The sequence below is a fragment of the Streptomyces sp. ADI96-02 genome, from assembly GCF_003846185.1.
GTDB lineage: Bacteria > Actinomycetota > Actinomycetes > Streptomycetales > Streptomycetaceae > Streptomyces.
Genome location: NZ_ML123034.1, coordinates 5,723,503 through 5,740,142 on the forward strand (window position 1 = coordinate 5,723,503; position 16,640 = coordinate 5,740,142).

Consider the following 16,640-nt stretch of genomic DNA (forward strand, 5'->3'; position numbering starts at 1 on the left):
CAGCTCATGCCGACCGTGCCCGCCATTCGTATCCCTGGGCACCAGGGCGTTTTCACCGGTGGCGGCACGTACCGGTTCGTCGACGGGCAGCTTGACAACGGGGACGGCGGGCAGGTTCGCCTGCTTCCCACCAACGTTGACGGCGCCAACCCTGCGGTGTGGGCGTGGCTCGGCATCGAGCAGATCAACGGCCAGCAGCCCCGCCACTTCCACTTCACCCTCGACGCCGACCAGGAAGAGGTCGACCTCGGGGCCGTTCAGCAGCTCGATCCTGACCGCACCCAGTACGTGGCCGTACCCGGGGGCTCCGCCTACGACGCATGGATCACAGCAGGCAACGACGGCACCGAAAGCGACTTCCTCAACAGCCTCATCGGACCGCCCGGCCCGCAAGGCGACCCCGGCCCGGCCGAGCCCATCGACTGGACCATGGTCACCCCGCAGGCCATCGGAGCCGACCCCGCCGGCTCCGCCACCCAGGCCAAGACCGCGGCGGTCGCCACCGCAGTTGGCCACACGGCCGACGCCATTGCCGCCGTCGTCGAACGCTCCGACACCACCTACGACGCCAAGGGCGCCGCCGACGCTGCGCAGCATGACGCTGTCGTCACCGCCGAGGCCACCATTGCGCAGGCCGTAGCGAGCGAGAAAGCCCGAGCCGACCAGGCATACGACACCTCAGGAGCTGCAGACGCCGCACTGGATGCCGCCCGCAGGTACACCGATGCCGAAGTGAGCGGGGTGATTGCCCGGTCGGACGCCGCATACGAATCCGCAGGCGCGGCCGGGGACGCCCTCCAGCAGATTCAGACGCTGGTACAAACGACCATCGCCGCCGAACGGGTACGCGCGGACACCGCATACGAACCGCGTCTATCCGACGGCGAGGCCGGCCCGGAGGTCATTACCTACGTCGACACCGCCGTTGCCCAAGAGCGCGCCCGATCAGATACCGCCTACGATCCGGCTGGCGCGGCGGAGACGGCACGGCAGTCCGCAACAAGCGCCGCCGCGGGGATGATCGCGGAGGAACGGCAGCGTGCCAACGAGGCCTACGAACCTGTCGGTTCAGCACCTCAAGCCCAGCAGGACGCCGTCGCCGAGGCGGAAGCCTACACAGATGCGCAGGTGCTCGCCGAGCGGCGACGCGCCGACGCCGCCTACGAACGGGCCGGCTCCGGAAGCAGCGCAGTCGACCAGGCGAAGACCTACATCGACAATCGGGTCACGGCGAGCGCCGCGGCAGAACGGGCAGCATCGGACAACCGGTACGACCCCGCCGGTGCAGCCGCAACAGTGCAGTCCGCCGCCAGGGAACAGGCAACCGCGGCTGTTGCCGCCTCGGCGGCGACCGAACGTGCCGTATCCAATGACCGCTACGAACCGATGGGGGTCGCCGCAGATGCGCTGACCGCGGCCAAGGGGTACACGGACCAGCAAGCCATCACGGAAATGACACGCGCCGACGGCGCCTACGACGCAGCTGGTGCGGCCACCAGAGCAGCGGGAACAGCGCTCGCCGCCGCGAAAACCTACACCGACCAGCAGAGCGCCGCCGAGAAGACCCGAGCCGACAACGTCTACGAAGGCTCCGGGGCCCTCGCGGCAAGCAAGGCGTACACGGATACAGCTGTGACCGCCGAGAGAAATCGAGCCGACGGGGCACTCACCACGGCATTGAACGGAGAGCAGGCCCGGGCTGACGGAGCCTATGTCAAGGCCGCAGACCCTCGACTTGCGAACGCCCGCAATCCAACTGCGCACGCCACCAGCCACGCAGTAGGCGGCAGCGACGCCTTAACCGCGGGCGACATCGGGGCCGCATCGGCAAGCGCACTGACCGCGCTCGCAGCCCGGGTCACCGCACTGGAAACCCGGGCGACGATCTTGGAATCCCGCAGACTCACCGGCGTCACCGGCAAGGCAACGCCCGCGCTCAGCCTCGGAGCGGGTGCCACCACCGCTGTTGCCGTCACCTTCGACTCGCCAATGCCATCCGCGACCTACCAGGCAATCGTGCAGATCGAGGGTGCACAAAGCCTGCTCGGGAACATCGCATTCCTACCGCCGCTCTCCAACGAAACGCCGACCGGCTGCACGGTGACCCTCAAGAACACGGGCCTCCTCACGCTGGCCCAGCCGGTCACCGTGCAGGTCACCGCCATCCAAATGGCCAGCTAGACGGGACTGCCCGCTCTGGCGATACCGCCGGTTCAGCAGCTCTCCTCGAACTTCACCGCGGTGAACTCGACCGGCTGCCCGTTCAGTGCGGTCCCGGGGGCGGGGTCCTCGGTGCACACCTGCCAGTTGGACTCCATCAGCACCATGCGGCCCTGGGCGGCGTCGGTGACGGTGATGGAGGTGCTGGGGTCGAGCGCGTCCCGAGCGACCTTCACGGCTTTCCCGACGAGGTTCGGCATCTTCCCGCCCGCCGCCTCGGGCTCCTTCGCCTCGGTGGCGGGGCAGTCCTCCTCCAGCTTCACCGTCCCGAAGTCCAGCTTGGTGTCCGTCGGGACGGTCTTGCCGACGGCCATGTTCTGCGAGCAGACCTTCCAGTTCCGGTCGAATGCCTGCGCCCGGCCTTGCCCTGCACTGTCGTGGGAGGTGAGGACGAAGAAGCCCTCGGCCTGGGCTGCGTCCTGGGCGGACTGGAGGCCCATGCCGACGAAGTTCGGCACCGCCTTCTTCTCCGCCGGCTTTTCCTCCTTGGTGGCAGACGGGGCGGGCGCCTTCGCTGCCGACTCGGTTGCGGCCGGCGCGTCCGGTGTCGGCTCGGTGGCTGCCGGGTCGCAGCCGACGAGGGCCACGGTGGCGATGCATGCGAGCGCGACGGTGAGTGTGCGGGTGTTCAACTCGTCCCCCCAGGGATGGTTCGTGGAGGCCCGACCGTAACGAGCCCCGCACACCCCGTGGTGCCACATGTTCCGGTGGTGACGGAGTTGTGACCAAACAGCGGGGGAGGGGTGCGGGCGACCTGCCGCATGGTGGGGTGCCGGGCGCCCCAAGTCCGTACACTGAAACCAGCGCGGGGCCAGAACAGCTAGGAGCACCATGTTCAAGATCTCCGACCGCGTCGCGGACCTCTTCGGCGACCACGCCATCCGCGTTGAGTTCCAGCAGGCACTCCTCGCCGCAGGTCAACTCCAGGACCACGAGATGAAGTACCTGGAAGACGGGCCCTTCTCCGAGATCGCCCGCATCACCTACCGGCGCCTGAAGGACTTCGACCGGACCGCTCTGCCAGAGGAGAAGCGAGAGCTGGTTGCCGGCGCCAAGGCCCTATCGCACCGGCTCATCACCTCCGGCTACGCAATCGACAAGGCGGCGAGGGCCGACGAGCACGCAGCAGAAGACTGGCCGGAGCTGCTTGCCTTCGTCCAGAGGAAGTGTTCAGCGCGAGTAGGACTCCCTGACCATGACGGCTGGGAGCGCTGCTATACCCACATCGTCGGTCGGGCGGAGGCCGCACTACAGACGGGCCGCGCGAGCGAAGACCGGGCCGCCGGGTACGCCGTGCTCCGACACTTCGCCTACTTCTTCAGCGGGGACGTCGGCTTCGAGCGCCGCTGGTACCTCGAAGTCCCCGAAGCGGGCTGACCGTCCGCGCACCCGCGCCCCGCTCTCATCCGAGGGCGGGGCGCTTCGTCGTTCAACGGCTGCGGGCGCGCGACCTCTTGGCCGTCTCGACTCTCGATAATATGCCGTATCACGGGCCCTGCTCCTCTCGGAGTGGGGCCGCTGTCATGTGGAGGGGGGGCACCAACTTCCCCTGAACGGCGGGCCTTACCGGGGGTAGCCTCGTATAATTTCCCTTATACAAGACAGACTTGGAGGGGTAGATGAGCGCAGACGTAACGACCACCGAGTACCTGTACGGCATCGACACCAGCGTGCATGACGACGCCCGGTTCTATCAGCGGCCCCACGCCGTGGCGTTCCCCGTCGTGAAGAAGACCCCGAAGCGGGTCTACTACGAGATCAACGGCCGCACCCGGTTCGTTGACCGTCAGCGCCTTGAAGCCGACGGCAAGGTCCAGCGGGTGGGCGGCTGGTGGGAGAGCGACCTCACCGTCTACCTGTCCGAACCCGTCGTTGAGCAACCGAAGCCTGCCTCTCTAGCAGAGCTGAAGCGGGCCATGGCTGACGCCCACCCCGATCGCGAGAGCGGTAGCCACGAGGCATTCATCGCCGCCCGCGCCCGCTACGAGCAAGCACGGGCGGCGGCGTGAACGAGGCCTACGACCCTCTGCCGGACCTCATCGACCGCGCAGAGAAACGCCACGACGGCATCAGCCAGTTGAAGGAGGTTGCCCGGCTCGCCCTGCACTGGCACCGACCCGAACTTGGCTGGGCGACGGACAACGTCACCAAGGACCCCGAAACGGGCAAGCTGCTCTGGAAGGCCACGACGGGCTGCGCCTGTGGCTCCGGCGAGTTCCCCTGCCGGTGGAGGCGTCAGATCACCGCCGTCTTCGGTGTCTCGGAGGAGTATCGCCTGTGACCTACGAGCCCGATGAGGTGGTCGACGCCGAGCTGGTGGACGACGGCCACCTCCCCGTTCAGCTACCCGAGGTTGACCCTGCCCGGCCGCTCGTCGACCGGCACACAATCCTCCGCCCCAACGCGCCCATCCCCACCACCGCCGACCAGCCCACGTACAGCGAAGCCGACTTCCGGATCACCGAGGAAACCGCCAAGCTCCTCGACCAGTCACCACCCGAGAACACGTCCCGCACCTACAACTCCGCACGGACCCGGTTCGAGACATGGTGCCGCGACAACGGCCGCGTCCACCTGCCGTGCACCACCGCCACGTTCGTCGAATACGTCGGACACCTCATCCGGCAGGACAAGTCCCCGTCCACCATCCAAGTCGCCATGTCCGCCATCCGCTCCTGGCACCAAGACGGCCAGCAGCCCGGCACCAAGGAAGCCAGCGAAGCCGTCCGCAAACACGCGCGCGGATGGGTGCAACGCCGAACCCCCAAGAAGGCCCCCGCGATCCGCACCGACATGCTCGCCGCCATGGCCGCCACCTGCACCAGCGACACCGACGCCGACTACCCCAAGGCCACCCGCGACGCCGCGCTCCTCACCCTCGGCTGGGGCATGCTCTCCCGCCGCAGTGAACTCGCCCACCTGCTCATCCCGCAGCTCACCATCGGACCCACCGGCATCCACGTCCTCGTCGCCTTCTCCAAGACCGACCAGTCCGCCAAGGGCGCAACCACCTTCGTGCCCGCAAACCCGGACGACCCGGCCACCTGCCCCGTAGTCCGCGTCCGCGCCTGGCTCGAAGAACTCCGACGACAAGACATCACCGACGGCCCGCTCTTCCGGCACATCAACCGAGGCGGAAAGATCCGCCACAGGGCTGGCGGACCGCAGGAGAACTTCCTCACCCCTGACGCCATCGGTGCCATCGTCAAGGCCCGCGCCAAGCTCGCGGACCTGCCCGACCCATCGAAGATCACTGCTCACGGACTCCGGCGCGGCCCCGCACAGGAGATCGCCGAAGCCGGAGAAGACCCCACAGGGCAAGGGCGCTGGAAGCCCGGCTCCCTCACCGTCCAGAAGCACTACGTCGAACCAGCACGGAGCGAAGCCGACAACACCATCACTGCCATGCGACGCAAGAAGGCCGAGCAGGCGGCGAAGGAAGCCGAAGCCTGATCAACCGTTTCCGGTCACACGTCTATCCCTGTGGCCGGTTCGGGTGCATCGTGGTTCTCGCAGCTCCCCATCCCGAGGGTGTGGATCTGCTCAGGCCCCGCCTGTCTGGACACCCGTTCCAGGCGGGGCCTGCCGCTCCTCCCGGCTGTCCACGGGAGGCCAAGCGGCTGCCCGCGTTCACCTTCAGAGGGACTACTGATGAGCTCCGATGACCTTCCAGACAACGTGGTGCCGATCCTCTTCAAGGCGCAGCAAGCCGAGGGGCGGCAGCAGATGATGGAGCTCTGGGAGGTCATGTACCTGAAGCAGGGGCAGACGCTCTCTGACGAGAAGACTGCCGCGTCGCTGCACGTCGCTGTTGACGTGATGACGCTCCTGCTCAACGGGGCTGCAGTGTGCGACGTGATTAGTGAGTCCCAGCGCGATCAGCTGCTGGCAATCTTCCAGGTCGGGCACGCGGCAGCGGACAACGGGCAGACCTGACGGCTATGGGGTGACTTGCTGGCCAGGCAGATAGACCATGACCCCACCGGTGATCGGTACGCACCGTGTGTCGGGCGGAAGTTGAACGACGCCCAGGTTCTCCGCCTCCCCCGCCACGCTGATGCGCTGGAGGTGATCACGGCCGTACAGGATGGACCCGGGGTCCTCCATGGTGCCGGTGATGCACAGCACGGGGTCCGGCAGGAACTGCCCGCCGTCGGCACGGGCCACGGCCAGCTCGGCGTCATTCGCCTCGGCTGCCGCGTTCTCCAACGGGGTCTGGCACTGCGGGCACAGGATAAGCGCCAGCCGGCCCCCCTCCCACTTTCCGGTCCAGTTCTCAGCGGCTCTGGACGTGAGGTCTTTCGGCGCATAGCAGCCACACCGGTTGCACCGGAGCCGCTTTCCTATCCGGCTCTCTAGACGCTTCTTTCGACTCATGCCAGGTCAACGACGGCGGGGGTGGACGGTACCGGGGGCGCCAGCGCTTACCGCATGCGGTTAACGGTGAGTGTCCCGTGCCTGCCCGAGCCGGCGAGGACTTCGACAGTGAGGTCGCTGTCGACTCGGGTGTACGTCTCCCCTTCGGCCCGCCGCTCCCCAACGACGTCGGCCGCGGTGAGCGCGTCGCCGATCCTGCCGGCGAGTACAGGGTTGAGCCGCGCGGAGAGACGAATGGGGCCGCCTTCGTCCCCGACTGCGAGCGCGAGCCGGTGGGGTCGACGCCGGGGCCCGAGGTAGCCGACGACGAGCGCGTCCTCGGTGTCGGCATGCCTCACCTTGGTCCATCCGCGGCGGCCGGCGGGGTAGCCGGCCGTCCCCTTCTTGCAGACGATGCCCTCGATCCCCTGCTCCTGGAGCCCTTCGTACCAGGCGACGGCCACCGCACGGTCATCGGTGGCGGGTACGGCTTGGATGGGCGGCGGGATGTCGTGGAGCAGGTCGAGGAGCAGCTGGCGCCTATCCGTGTAGGGGAGTCCGGTGGTCTGCCCGTAGTCGGGGTGCTCCAGTACGTCCCAGGCGGCGTAGGAGGCGGGGTGCTGTGCGGCGAGTGCCCGTGCTCGGGTGATGGAGGACGCGGCCCGGGATTGGGCTGCGGCGAAGTCGATGCGCCCGTTTCGCCAGACGACGGCTTCCCCGTCGAGCGTGGTCCCGGCCGGCAGCTGCATGGCGGCGACGGCGAGGTCCATCCAGTGGCTGGTGACGACCCTGCCTGATCTGGCGTAGAGGATGACCGTGTCCTTGGTGCGCCGGAGGATCGTCCTGTGCCCGTCGAATTTGGGCTCGTACCACCAGTCCGGCCCGTGGGGGACGACGGGGACGGCTTGGGCGAGGGCGGGTCGGATGGGGTACTCCACGGGTCCGATCGTGCGCCGGGTTGGGGTGGGCTGCCTGTTGGGTTACTCCAGGATGCCGAGGTCTGTGTCGGGTCGGCAGTGGATGCAGGCTCGGGTGCCGTTTGCGATGGCGTTGACCGCTTGGTCGCGGGTGATGGGCCTGAGTCGTTTCCCTGCCATTCGGCATCCGCCTGCGTGGACTTCTGCTGGTGGTGCGCCGTCGCCGATGCCGAGTTCATGGTCCAGTCGGGGGTGGCGGGGCGTTGGTTGTGTTGGCGTTGCTGTTCGTGTTGCTCGGCTGCCTGGATGGCTTGGTCGATGCGTCCGAGCCACATGGCGTACCAGGTGCGGAGGGTTCGGAGGCGGTCGAGGTCGGGCGGCAGATCGTACATGCGTTCGAGTCTAGTGCGGTCGGCCCCGTTGGTCGTGCGGAGTCAAAACTAACGTGAGTTAACGGCAGACAGATGAGTGGCGTCGCGCTACCCTCATTAGGCAGGTGTTAATTCACGTCTGCAGAAACGAGGACTGGTGAAGATCACGATCGCCGTCGAGCAGCCCACCGAGGACTTCCAGAAGAAGCTCTTGGCCCTGCTCGCCGACCACGCTGCCGACATCGAACCCGACACCGCCTGGACCAAGGAGCGAGCCGAGCGCCTCTACTTGGCCCTGCCACCAAATGCGCGCCGCATCATCAAGGAGGCTGCCAACCGTGGCGGCTACGTCTCCGCCGACGACCTGCGCAGCGGGGAGGACAGCAGCCTGCGCGGCCACAGCGCCGCCATCAAGCGGGCGGTCGACCGTGGGGCACGCGAAGGCTGGTGGCCGGACACCCTTGAGTCGCCGGTCCAGGCTCAAGGCCCTGGCTTCGGCAAGGTCGTCGGCTACCTCATCCTCGAAGACCTCGTCGAGGTGTTCAAGCGCGCCGCCAACAAGCCCAGCCAAGACTGGTAGAGAGAAGAGCTATGACTCCCGAGGAGCATGAGGAGAAGCGTCGCCGCCTGGAAGCCGATGTGGCGGACGCCAAGAAGACCCTGAACCGCGCTCGCTCTGTGTATGACGGCATCTGCGAGGAACTGCGGAACCTGCGGATCGACTGGAACGAGCAGCGGAACGCCAAGCCCATCACCGAACAGTGAGGACCACGACCATGAGCGACAGGAAGCAGGCGCGAGCTATGGATCTACCGGACTTCCCCTGCCCGCCCAGCGTGGGCGAGATCGCCACCCATGCCGGATCCTGGGGGTGGATCAACCCCGGTCACGTGTCCCAGGACGAGCGGGGATACCTGTGGGTGAAGAGGAATGCAGTCCCGTCCCCGGCGGCGCGCTCCCCCCAGGACCTACAGGCTCTTGCGGCCTGGTCCGAAGGCGGCATCGCCTTGTACGTCTCCCGCAGGGGCTACCAGCACATCGATCTCCTTCGCGGCGACGTAGACGAGTCCGCTTGGGCGCCCGTCGCCAGCGTGATGAAGGAGATCCCGGGCTACGCCTCGTTCGAGCAGTAGCCCGCACAGCACGACGCCCCGGCCAAGGTCTAGTTGGCCGGGGCGTCGCCGTGTCAGCGTATCGCCCACCCCACCCCCGCCTGCCCTGCCGCACTGGCAGGGCCCCCGTCGCCTCCCCCGTCGACGGGGGCACCATTTTGCGCGGGCCCGCAATAAGGTTGCCCGCCACGCCGGGGCTGATCGAGCACGGGTTGTCAGCGCCCATCGGTACGCTTGTCAGACCAACCCCAGGGCCCACGGGCCCGCGAAACAGGGTGTTGCTTCTGAACCCGCCCCCGCCTGGCTGCTCCCAGGACGGGGGCGGGGCTGCTTAGAACTCTTCCTGCGCGCAGCCTGACGTGAAGCAATGCCATGCGGCCGAGTACTCAGGGTCGATGCCGCCACCCATGTCCCACTGCGGCTTGCTCCATCGGGGGCGAACTGCCGCCCCGCACCCAGGGCACCTTCTGACGGGCGCGGTGCGCCTCTCTGAACTGCGGTAGATCCGCTTGATGTTTTCCATGCTTCGACGGTGGCACGGGAATGCGTTCTTGTCCGGGCTGCCCTTCCCCCGACCCGCCCGCTACTCGGAGGTAGGTTCCGGGTGCAGCACGGCCTTCTTCGCCGCCTGCTCCAGCTTGAACCGGTTGCCGTCCCCGGCCTCCTCGGTCACCGCCTGCTGGAACGCTTCTGCTGCCTCCAGCCACGGCTTCCAGCCCTCGGGGGTGTACGGCTGGGCTGTCACGGTCTGGTGCGCGTCGACAGCGGCACGGCACAGGTTGATCAGGTTCTCACTCGGATTCGCCACGGGCCGGATCCTAAACGCCACCACTGACAACGGGCCGTCTGCCATGCTGATGCCGTCTGCCGGGATCAGCCGGGTCCGCTGCCAGACCCACCCGTAAGGTGCCCCAGCAGGGGGACGTCCACCGAACGGGACAGCGGCCCCCGGAGACGCTCGCCTTACGCCCGCCCTCCACGTGAGGGCGGGCGTTCGTGCGTCGCGCCACCATCCTTCCCACTTGGGAAAGATGGTCGAGGGGCGACCGACAGCCTGTACGCATCACTCAGTCAGTGGTGGCAAAGTGATGAAACCAGCAGGTCGGGGCGTCACTTTGCGGTCAGCCGCAAGGCGATCACGCCGCCTCGAACACGTCGCCGCGCACAGCCGCAGCCCACTCCACCAACAGCTCCTCATACCGGCGGCGGCCCTCCACGGACAGCAGCCCGCCGTTCGAGAGCAGGGCCCGGATCTCCTCGTTCACAGCCGACAGCGAACGGACATGCGGCAGCGAGGCAGGAGGAGTGGGCATGCGAGAAGTGTACGGGCGGGCACCGACAATCAGCCCGCCCCGCAGCTCGTAGGATGCCCACATGATTCGTGCAGTCGTGTTCGACGTCGGTGAGTGCCTAGTAGACGAAACCCGGGAGTACGGCACCTGGGCCGACTGGTTGGGTGTCCCGAGGCATACGTTCGCTGCCATGTTCGGGGCCGTCATCACGCAAGGCCGCGACTACCGGGAGGTCTTCCAAGAGTTTCAGCCCGGCTTCGACCTAGCCGAGCAGCGCGCCGCCCGTGCCGCCGCCGGCCAGCCCGAACACTTCGACGAAACCGACCTGTACCCCGACGTTCGCGACAGCCTCAAGGCCCTTCGCGCTGACGGCCTCTGGCTGGGCATCGCAGGCAACCAGACCGTGCGCGCCGGCGGAATCCTCCGGGAGCTATTCACGAACGACGTCGACCTCATCGGCACGTCCGACGACTGGGGCGCCTCCAAGCCCGACCCCGAGTTTTTCGTCCGCGTCGCCCACGTCGTACCCGCCGAGCCCGACGAGATCCTCTACGTCGGCGACCGCGTCGACAACGACCTCCGCCCCGCTGTCGCTGCGGGCATGCACACCGCGCTCGTCCACCGCGGCCCCTGGGCCACAATCCAGTGGCACACCGAGGAAGCGAAGAAGCTCCCCACCTTCCGGGTGGAGAGCCTCCTCGAACTATCCCCGCTCATCGCCAGGTTCAACGAGCAAGAGCGCTGACGGTCGTCGACCAGCCGTAAAGGCGCTCGTCCAGGTCCCGCACACACTGCTGATGCTGGTGCGGGACCAACGCTCGACGAACATCCCTCACGCGGTCCATCCCGGTCGCATACCAGGTCGCCTCCAGCTGATCAAGGGCCTCGCACGCGTACCCGCACGCCGCCTCCGGGTTCCCGGCCGCCACCTCGACCGCCGACAGGTCCCCGAGGATGACGGACCTCTGCTTCTCCTCCGACGCAGGCAGGCTGTCCAACACGCCCTGGAGGGTGGCCCTAGCCTGCGGAAGATGCCCGGCCTTCAACTGGGTGTTCCCCTTGAAGGCCGCCAGCCTCACGGGGCTGAACCAGTCCAGCCAAGCCGGCGACTCGTAATCGCCGCCCGCAGCCAGCACATCCTCACCGTGCCCGAGCAGGTGCAGGGCCGTCTGCGTGTTCCCGCACCGGGTCTCGCACTCGGCCTCGACGGCGTCCAGCCACGCCAGCAGCTCCGCCGAGGCGGGGCCGCGGCGGGCGTAGGTGCGGGCCGCGGTCATGCGCTCAACAGCATTGTCGCGGCGCCCCGTCCAGGCGGGGATGAACGCGCTGTGGGCGAGGACCGCCGCCCCGAGGAGGCTGTCATCCGCCTCTCCTGCGGCCTGGAGTGACCGGTGCCAGGTGGCCCCAGCACGGTCAGCCTCGCATAGGTCGAAGAACTCGATACGGCCGGCGAGCAGCCACGTTTCCGCAAGAGCAGCGGCGACAGCCTGCCGGGTACGCCCCGCAGACTCAGGGAGTAGAGCACACCCGAGGGTGGCGTGCGCTACTGCGGCCGGGTGGAGGGTAGCTGGGGCGACGGACCAATACAGGCGCCGATGCGATCGGGTGACCGCCTCGTAGTCGGTGGCGACGGACGCCGGCTGGATGACCGCCGAGGTCTGCGAGGGAACAGCGGCCAGGCCGACGGCGGCAGCGGTGCCGGTGATCAGAGTGCGGCGCACCGGATCATGCCCGGCAGGCGGGGTGAAGCCGAGCGCTTCAAGGTCTTGACCGAGCACCCGTGTGAGAGCCTGCTGCAGGTCGGGGTGCGGCCATGGCGGGGCCTCGGACTCCCACCGGCGAACCTGGCGGACTCCTACACCGAGGGCGTCGGCGAGGGCCTGCTGGGAGTGGTAACCCGCAGCGAGTCGGGCGGACTTGAGTCGGGTGTTGCTTGTCTTCAGCGGCACGCTGTCCTCCATCGCGACGTGTGCGGCCAGTCTCACAGGAGGCCCCTCGCGAGGCCAGTCGTCGCCCGGAAGGCCGCACAAAAGCCCTCTTTGGTGCCGCAAAGAGTCCTCTGAAGGCCCTCGGAAATCCTGGTTCAGCGGGCCAATCTTGGGTGACGATCAACCAGCGCATCAGAGGAGGCCCGATGAGTTCAACAAACACGATCAAGAACTGCCGGTTAGCCGGCGCAGGCGACACCTGGGACGCGGTCCGCGTCCCGAGGAGCGTCGGCTACGACGCGGTCGCCATCCTCGGCAGCCGGTCCGGGGCAGCCCTGCAGGACCCCCGTGAAGGGTGCCTGTACTTCTTCATCACCCCGGGCTCCGCAGACTCCTGGGGCAACTCGGATGTACCCGGCGCCCGGATCCTCGGTGCGGGCTCGCACATTGTCCTCCCACCCCCGCGTCGCACAACAGGGCCCGGCCCGCACTGGCGTATTTGCCCCGGCGACAAGGGGCTTCTTACCGACACAGCAGCGCTGCGGGCAGCCCTCGAAGATGCATCCGCAGGGGCGGCCAGGCGATGACAGATGCTCCTGAACCGTCACCAATCCGGAAGCTCCCCGGACTCGAATCCCTCACGTGGGACCAGGCCGCCGGCCGGGCCTGCGTCTGGTGCAAGCGGCCCCTGACTGTCGGGGCCCTCCCGGCAGGGGTCATCCAGGGGTGCGATGGAGTGCATGTCCTGGACACCGAGGTCTGGGCCGGCCCGTGCTGCGCCCTGCCCGAAACTGAATCCAGCCTCTAGCCAGGGGTTATACGGGCAGTGACGCAGGCATGTAGACGGCCCATCAGTTTCCGCCCGGCACTAGTTTTTTGGTCAAACATGAGCAAGGCTCGATGAGATTCCTGACTCACAAGTCAGAAATCGGAAGCGTTACTGGCTACGCAACCTGATCAGCCAGCGATCCACGGGGAGGATGAGATCAGCCGTCTCCAACGGACCGCCGTCCTCGCCGAGGCGAGTCCGAATCAGCCGAAACGCCGTCATGTCCACCAGGAGGCCGAGCGAATGGGCCTGCTCAGCGGTCAGCGGCGCTGTGCCGATCTCCACTACGTGACTGGCGTGTGGCCTGCGCTGGCCACGCCACCACGACGAGACGATCATCGCCGAGTGCCCGCCCGGATCAAGGCACTCCACCGTCTCGTGATGCAGCATCGCCCCAGGGTGCACGCCGAGCCGAGCGGCCAAATCTTCAGTGGCAGGCCGCAGCCGGGTGTCGGTCGTCTCGCTGCTGTACGGCCACGGCAGGTCGGCGTTCGTGAGAGTGCGCACCGCAGGAGGATGCGCCACGGTGACGTGCCGCCGCCTCTCGCCGTCGAGGACTCCACTCCGACGGAGGAGGTCGTAGGCGAGTCTGATCGTCTGCTCGTGGACTCCGTAGTCGCCGGACATGCCGCTGCGGGAGGGAAGGGGCTGGCCTACGGTCCACTCGCCAGCCCTGATGCGCCGGCGGATGTCAGCGGCGATACGCCGGTACTCCGCTTCGGGCATGCGAACCTCTGACATCGGCTGATGATCATCGAGCGAGGTTCGAACCTACGAACTGCGTCGGAGCTTTGATATATCAAGGCCCCACGGGCGGTTCGGGATATGCCAGCGGCAGTTGACAAAACAAGACTCGGCTACGGGGTTCAGGTTCCCGTTGGTCGTGATGAGGCCGTCCCGCCAGCTGCAGTACCCCCTGTGGCGACTGGCGGGCGGCCTCGCGTACCCGTCGTGGCGCGCCGGGTATCCACCTGGGCGAGTGAACCGCAAACTGAGCTCGGTTGCGGGGAGTTCGTTGAATAGATGCCGGGGCCGGACCGCTCCAGTCGCCTCCAAGGGTGCTGCGGTCCGGCCCCGGCCTGCTGTTCACGGGTTCCCGGTGGGAAACTGGGAAACAAGTGGGAGATGATCTTGGTGAACCAAGGGTCTACCTTCAGTTAACCCAGAGCCAACTCGGACGCGTAGGCCAAGCTGCCAGTGAGAATTCCCCATGAAGTTCAAGGCTGTGCGGGCGTCAGATGATCTGTTTGAACTTCATCTGGAACGTCAACTCCTTCGCCCTGGTCTACGTCCTCACCAGCGGCGGGCCTGGCGGCCGGACCCGGCTGCCGATGCTCTTCGCGTACGAAGAGGCGTTCCGTTACGGGCAGTTCGGCTACGCAGCCGCGATGGGCTGCGTCATGGTCGCGGTGATCTCCGTCATCCTCGCCTGCCACCTCGCGGGCCGGCTCCGGGGAGGCGGGGACCGATGAGCCTGCCCACCAGCAGGTCCGCCCGCATCGGCCAGTACCTCGCGCTCCTGGCGTACCTGGTCTTCCTGGCCTTCCCGTTCCTGTGGCTGCTCTCCACCGCCTTCAAGCCCGCCCGCGAACTGGCCTCGCTCCACCCGACCTGGATCCCCGAGCACCCCACCCTGGACAACTTCCGCCAGGCGTTCGACGAACAGCCGCTGCTCAGGGCCGCCGGAAACTCGTTGACCGCCGCCCTCGCCGCGGCCCTGATCGCCGTCCTCATCGCGACCCCGATGGCCTACGTCATGGCCCGCCACCGCTCCCGGCTCGCCGCCGCGGCGACCGGCTGGGTCGTGGTGAGCCAGGCGTTCCCGTTCGTCCTGGTGATCATCCCGCTCTTCCTGGTCCTGAAGAACCTGCATCTGATCAACGCACTGGGGGGCCTGATCCTGGTCTACGTCGTCTGGTCGCTGCCCTTCGCGCTGTGGATGCTCACCGGATACGTCCGTGCCCTGCCCGGCGAACTGGAGGAGGCCGCCGCCGTCGACGGGGCGGGCCGGGTGCGGACCCTCGTCTCGGTCGTCGCTCCGCTCCTCGCGCCGGGGATCGTCGCCACCGCCCTGTTCACCTTCATCACCGCGTGGAACGAGTTCTTCTTCGCGCTCGTCCTGCTCAAGACCCCGGAGAAGCAGACCTTGCCGGTCGTCCTCACCCACTTCCTCGGCGCGGAGGGCGTGGCCGACCTCGGGCCGCTCGCCGCCGCCGCGTTCCTCGCCACCCTGCCCTCCCTCCTCCTCTTCGCCGTCATCCAGAAGCGGATCACCGGCGGAATGACGGCCGGGGCGGTGAAGGACTGATGCGCGCTCCCGGCCGCCGTGCCGCCGTCGCCGCCGTCCTCGCCCTGCTGCTCACCGGCTGCTCCGGCGGCGACGGCGAGGACGGCGAGGACGCCACCGGGACCGTCCGGCTCAGGTTCCAGTCGCTGGCCTGGCAGAAGGAGTCCGTCGACGCCAACCGGCAGCTCGTGAAGGAGTGGAATGCCGCCCACCCGGACGTCCAGGTCGACTACGTCCAGGGCAGTTGGGACAACGTCCACGACCAGCTCCTCACCTCCTTCGAGGGCGGCGAGGCGCCCGACGTCATCCACGATGCCTCCGACGACCTCGCCGACTTCGCCTACGGCGGCTACCTCGCCGACCTGCGCGGCCTCCTGCCCGGCCGGCTCTCCGACGACATCCCCGAGCGGTCCTGGAGCACGACGACCTTCGGCGGCGGCGTCTACGGTGTGCCCTTCCTCCAGGAGCCCCGCGTCCTGATCGCCAACACCGCGCTCCTGAAGGCGTCCGGCGCGCGCGTCCCGACGCCCGAACGGCCGTGGAGCTGGCCGGAGTTCCGCCGGGTCGCGAAGAAGCTGACGGGCGGGGGGCGCTACGGCGTCGCCTGGCCGCTGAAGGAACCGGTGTCCGTCACGCTCAACCTGGGCCTGACCGCCGGCGGGCGGCTCTTCCACCGCGAGGCGGACGGCCGGGCCGCCCTGCGCTTCGAGGCCGGCGACGCGGTGGTGCCCGGGACCATCCGCGACCAGGTGAACACCGACCGCAGCGCCGCCCGGACCGCGCTCGGGATGGGCGGCTCCGACACCCTGCCCGGGTTCTTCGGCGGCCGGTACGCGATGGTCCCGCTCGGCTTCGCCTACCGCCAGCAGATCGTCGAGCAGGCCCCGGAGGGGTTCGACTGGACGGTGCTGCCGCTGCCCGCCGGAAGCGGCGGGCTCGCGCAGGGGGTCAGCCCGCAGACGCTCTCCGTCGCCGAGGACAGCCCGTACAAGAAGGAGGCGGTGGCCTTCATCGACTTCCTGCTGCGCCCGCGGAACATGGTGCGCCTGGCCCGGGGCGACTGGATGCTGCCCACCGGGACGGCGGCACTCGCCGACCCCTCGCTGCGCACGGCCCAGCACGGCTGGGCCACCGGTGCGGCGCTCGCCCGGCATCTGCGCCCCGCGCCCGCCCAGAGCGTCCGCGGCTATCCGGAATGGAAGGACAAGGTGGCCACACCCGCCCTCCAGGAGTACTACAGCGGTGCGATCGACGCCGAGGAACTGCGCGGTCGACTCGTCGAGGACGGCAACCGGGTGCTGGCCCGCTACCAGCGCTGATCCGGCCCG

20 protein-coding genes and 1 pseudogene are annotated in these 16,640 nt (G+C 68.1%); 13 read left to right on the forward strand and 8 right to left on the reverse strand.

Going from position 1 to position 16,640, the window contains the following annotated elements:
• Nucleotides 1-6 precede the first annotated feature (6 nt).
• Complete coding sequence (locus EES43_RS25110) at nucleotides 7-2,181, forward strand: hypothetical protein (RefSeq protein ID WP_124270840.1); 2,175 nt, start codon at nucleotides 7-9, stop codon at nucleotides 2,179-2,181.
• Between the two features lie 32 nt (nucleotides 2,182-2,213).
• Here EES43_RS25110 and EES43_RS25115 read toward each other — a convergent pair whose 3' ends face one another.
• Nucleotides 2,214-2,852, reverse strand: coding sequence for a hypothetical protein (locus EES43_RS25115; RefSeq protein WP_124270841.1), 639 nt, complete (start codon nucleotides 2,850-2,852; stop codon nucleotides 2,214-2,216).
• A gap of 199 nt (nucleotides 2,853-3,051) precedes the next feature.
• On the opposite strand from EES43_RS25115, the gene EES43_RS25120 reads away from it, so the two are divergent.
• The 5 genes from EES43_RS25120 to EES43_RS25140 all read left to right on the forward strand — a co-directional run bounded on the left by EES43_RS25120 (nucleotide 3,052) and on the right by EES43_RS25140 (nucleotide 6,156).
• Nucleotides 3,052-3,597, forward strand: coding sequence for a hypothetical protein (locus EES43_RS25120; RefSeq protein WP_124270842.1), 546 nt, complete (start codon nucleotides 3,052-3,054; stop codon nucleotides 3,595-3,597).
• A 242-nt stretch (nucleotides 3,598-3,839) separates the two neighbouring features.
• Nucleotides 3,840-4,229: a hypothetical protein gene (locus EES43_RS25125; RefSeq protein WP_124270843.1), complete on the forward strand. Its 390-nt coding sequence runs from the start codon at nucleotides 3,840-3,842 to the stop codon at nucleotides 4,227-4,229.
• A complete protein-coding gene (locus EES43_RS25130) occupies nucleotides 4,226-4,501 on the forward strand; it encodes a hypothetical protein (protein ID WP_124270844.1) in 276 nt (91 codons plus the stop codon). Before EES43_RS25125 ends, EES43_RS25130 begins: the two co-directional genes overlap by 4 nt.
• A complete protein-coding gene (locus tag EES43_RS25135; RefSeq protein WP_124270845.1) occupies nucleotides 4,498-5,673 on the forward strand; it encodes a site-specific integrase in 1,176 nt (391 codons plus the stop codon). Before EES43_RS25130 ends, EES43_RS25135 begins: the two co-directional genes overlap by 4 nt.
• Before the next feature lie 198 nt (nucleotides 5,674-5,871).
• Entirely contained in the window at nucleotides 5,872-6,156 is a 285-nt protein-coding gene (locus EES43_RS25140) for a hypothetical protein (protein WP_124270846.1), read from the forward strand.
• 3 nt (nucleotides 6,157-6,159) lie between these two features.
• Here EES43_RS25140 and EES43_RS25145 read toward each other — a convergent pair whose 3' ends face one another.
• From EES43_RS25145 to EES43_RS31570, 3 genes are all read right to left on the reverse strand, one after another.
• Nucleotides 6,160-6,429 (reverse strand): hypothetical protein, encoded by a 270-nt coding sequence (locus EES43_RS25145; protein ID WP_124270847.1) that lies wholly within the window; start codon nucleotides 6,427-6,429, stop codon nucleotides 6,160-6,162.
• 215 nt (nucleotides 6,430-6,644) lie between these two features.
• Nucleotides 6,645-7,514 carry an ATP-dependent DNA ligase gene (locus EES43_RS25150; protein WP_124270848.1) on the reverse strand — a complete coding sequence of 290 codons (870 nt, stop codon included), beginning with the start codon at nucleotides 7,512-7,514 and terminating at the stop codon, nucleotides 6,645-6,647.
• A gap of 42 nt (nucleotides 7,515-7,556) precedes the next feature.
• A complete protein-coding gene (locus tag EES43_RS31570; protein WP_241192529.1) occupies nucleotides 7,557-7,673 on the reverse strand; it encodes a DUF6233 domain-containing protein in 117 nt (38 codons plus the stop codon).
• Nucleotides 7,674-8,021: 348 nt separating this feature from the next.
• Between EES43_RS31570 and EES43_RS25160 the strand changes: the two genes are divergently transcribed.
• From EES43_RS25160 to EES43_RS25165, 3 genes are read left to right on the forward strand one after another with little or no spacing between them, the layout of a single operon-like run.
• Complete coding sequence (locus EES43_RS25160; RefSeq protein ID WP_124270849.1) at nucleotides 8,022-8,444, forward strand: hypothetical protein; 423 nt, start codon at nucleotides 8,022-8,024, stop codon at nucleotides 8,442-8,444.
• Between the two features lie 11 nt (nucleotides 8,445-8,455).
• The gene (locus tag EES43_RS30805) at nucleotides 8,456-8,629 is read left to right on the forward strand and encodes a hypothetical protein (protein ID WP_164493259.1); all 174 of its coding nucleotides are present in this window, start codon (nucleotides 8,456-8,458) and stop codon (nucleotides 8,627-8,629) included.
• A gap of 11 nt (nucleotides 8,630-8,640) precedes the next feature.
• Nucleotides 8,641-8,997, forward strand: coding sequence for a hypothetical protein (locus EES43_RS25165; protein WP_124270850.1), 357 nt, complete (start codon nucleotides 8,641-8,643; stop codon nucleotides 8,995-8,997).
• A 562-nt stretch (nucleotides 8,998-9,559) separates the two neighbouring features.
• On the opposite strand, the gene EES43_RS25170 is transcribed toward EES43_RS25165, so the two are convergent.
• Both EES43_RS25170 and EES43_RS30810 read right to left on the reverse strand, forming a co-directional pair.
• Nucleotides 9,560-9,784 (reverse strand): hypothetical protein, encoded by a 225-nt coding sequence (locus EES43_RS25170; RefSeq protein ID WP_124270851.1) that lies wholly within the window; start codon nucleotides 9,782-9,784, stop codon nucleotides 9,560-9,562.
• 328 nt (nucleotides 9,785-10,112) lie between these two features.
• Nucleotides 10,113-10,289: a hypothetical protein gene (locus EES43_RS30810; protein ID WP_164493261.1), complete on the reverse strand. Its 177-nt coding sequence runs from the start codon at nucleotides 10,287-10,289 to the stop codon at nucleotides 10,113-10,115.
• Between the two features lie 61 nt (nucleotides 10,290-10,350).
• Between EES43_RS30810 and EES43_RS25175 the strand changes: the two genes are divergently transcribed.
• Nucleotides 10,351-11,013 (forward strand): HAD family hydrolase, encoded by a 663-nt coding sequence (locus tag EES43_RS25175; protein WP_124270852.1) that lies wholly within the window; start codon nucleotides 10,351-10,353, stop codon nucleotides 11,011-11,013.
• Here the strand turns inward: EES43_RS25175 and EES43_RS25180 are convergent.
• A complete protein-coding gene (locus EES43_RS25180; protein ID WP_124272144.1) occupies nucleotides 10,994-12,229 on the reverse strand; it encodes a helix-turn-helix transcriptional regulator in 1,236 nt (411 codons plus the stop codon). The two genes, EES43_RS25175 and EES43_RS25180, sit on opposite strands and share 20 nt — an antisense overlap.
• Nucleotides 12,230-13,133: 904 nt before the next feature.
• A complete protein-coding gene (locus EES43_RS25190; protein WP_164493263.1) occupies nucleotides 13,134-13,751 on the reverse strand; it encodes a GntR family transcriptional regulator in 618 nt (205 codons plus the stop codon).
• Between the two features lie 521 nt (nucleotides 13,752-14,272).
• Between EES43_RS25190 and EES43_RS25195 the strand changes: the two are divergent.
• The 3 genes and pseudogenes from EES43_RS25195 to EES43_RS25205 form a co-directional block, all read left to right on the forward strand.
• A pseudogene (locus EES43_RS25195) lies at nucleotides 14,273-14,497 on the forward strand (sugar ABC transporter permease); the annotation flags it as partial.
• A complete protein-coding gene (locus EES43_RS25200; RefSeq protein ID WP_124270854.1) occupies nucleotides 14,494-15,333 on the forward strand; it encodes a carbohydrate ABC transporter permease in 840 nt (279 codons plus the stop codon). The pseudogene EES43_RS25195 and the gene EES43_RS25200, both read left to right, overlap by 4 nt.
• On the forward strand, nucleotides 15,333-16,631 hold the full coding sequence (locus EES43_RS25205) for an ABC transporter substrate-binding protein (RefSeq protein ID WP_124270855.1): 1,299 nt from the start codon (nucleotides 15,333-15,335) through the stop codon (nucleotides 16,629-16,631). Before EES43_RS25200 ends, EES43_RS25205 begins: the two co-directional genes overlap by 1 nt.
• Nucleotides 16,632-16,640 lie beyond the last annotated feature (9 nt).

Excerpts from the sequence above, each read along its gene's own strand:
- EES43_RS25205 (WP_124270855.1), top strand. The coding sequence starts at position 15,333 with ATGCGCGCTCCCGGCCGCCGTGCCGCCGTCGCCGCCGTCCTCGCCCTG.
- EES43_RS25125 (WP_124270843.1), top strand. The coding sequence starts at position 3,840 with ATGAGCGCAGACGTAACGACCACCGAGTACCTGTACGGCATCGACACC.
- EES43_RS30810 (WP_164493261.1), bottom strand. The coding sequence starts at position 10,289 with ATGCCCACTCCTCCTGCCTCGCTGCCGCATGTCCGTTCGCTGTCGGCT.
- EES43_RS31570 (WP_241192529.1), bottom strand. The coding sequence starts at position 7,673 with ATGGCAGGGAAACGACTCAGGCCCATCACCCGCGACCAAGCGGTCAAC.
- EES43_RS25190 (WP_164493263.1), bottom strand. The coding sequence starts at position 13,751 with ATGCCCGAAGCGGAGTACCGGCGTATCGCCGCTGACATCCGCCGGCGC.
- EES43_RS30805 (WP_164493259.1), top strand. The coding sequence starts at position 8,456 with ATGACTCCCGAGGAGCATGAGGAGAAGCGTCGCCGCCTGGAAGCCGAT.
- EES43_RS25120 (WP_124270842.1), top strand. The coding sequence starts at position 3,052 with ATGTTCAAGATCTCCGACCGCGTCGCGGACCTCTTCGGCGACCACGCC.
- EES43_RS25180 (WP_124272144.1), bottom strand. The coding sequence starts at position 12,229 with ATGGAGGACAGCGTGCCGCTGAAGACAAGCAACACCCGACTCAAGTCC.
- EES43_RS25165 (WP_124270850.1), top strand. The coding sequence starts at position 8,641 with ATGAGCGACAGGAAGCAGGCGCGAGCTATGGATCTACCGGACTTCCCC.
- EES43_RS25140 (WP_124270846.1), top strand. The coding sequence starts at position 5,872 with ATGAGCTCCGATGACCTTCCAGACAACGTGGTGCCGATCCTCTTCAAG.
- EES43_RS25175 (WP_124270852.1), top strand. The coding sequence starts at position 10,351 with ATGATTCGTGCAGTCGTGTTCGACGTCGGTGAGTGCCTAGTAGACGAA.
- EES43_RS25110 (WP_124270840.1), top strand. The coding sequence starts at position 7 with ATGCCGACCGTGCCCGCCATTCGTATCCCTGGGCACCAGGGCGTTTTC.
- EES43_RS25200 (WP_124270854.1), top strand. The coding sequence starts at position 14,494 with ATGAGCCTGCCCACCAGCAGGTCCGCCCGCATCGGCCAGTACCTCGCG.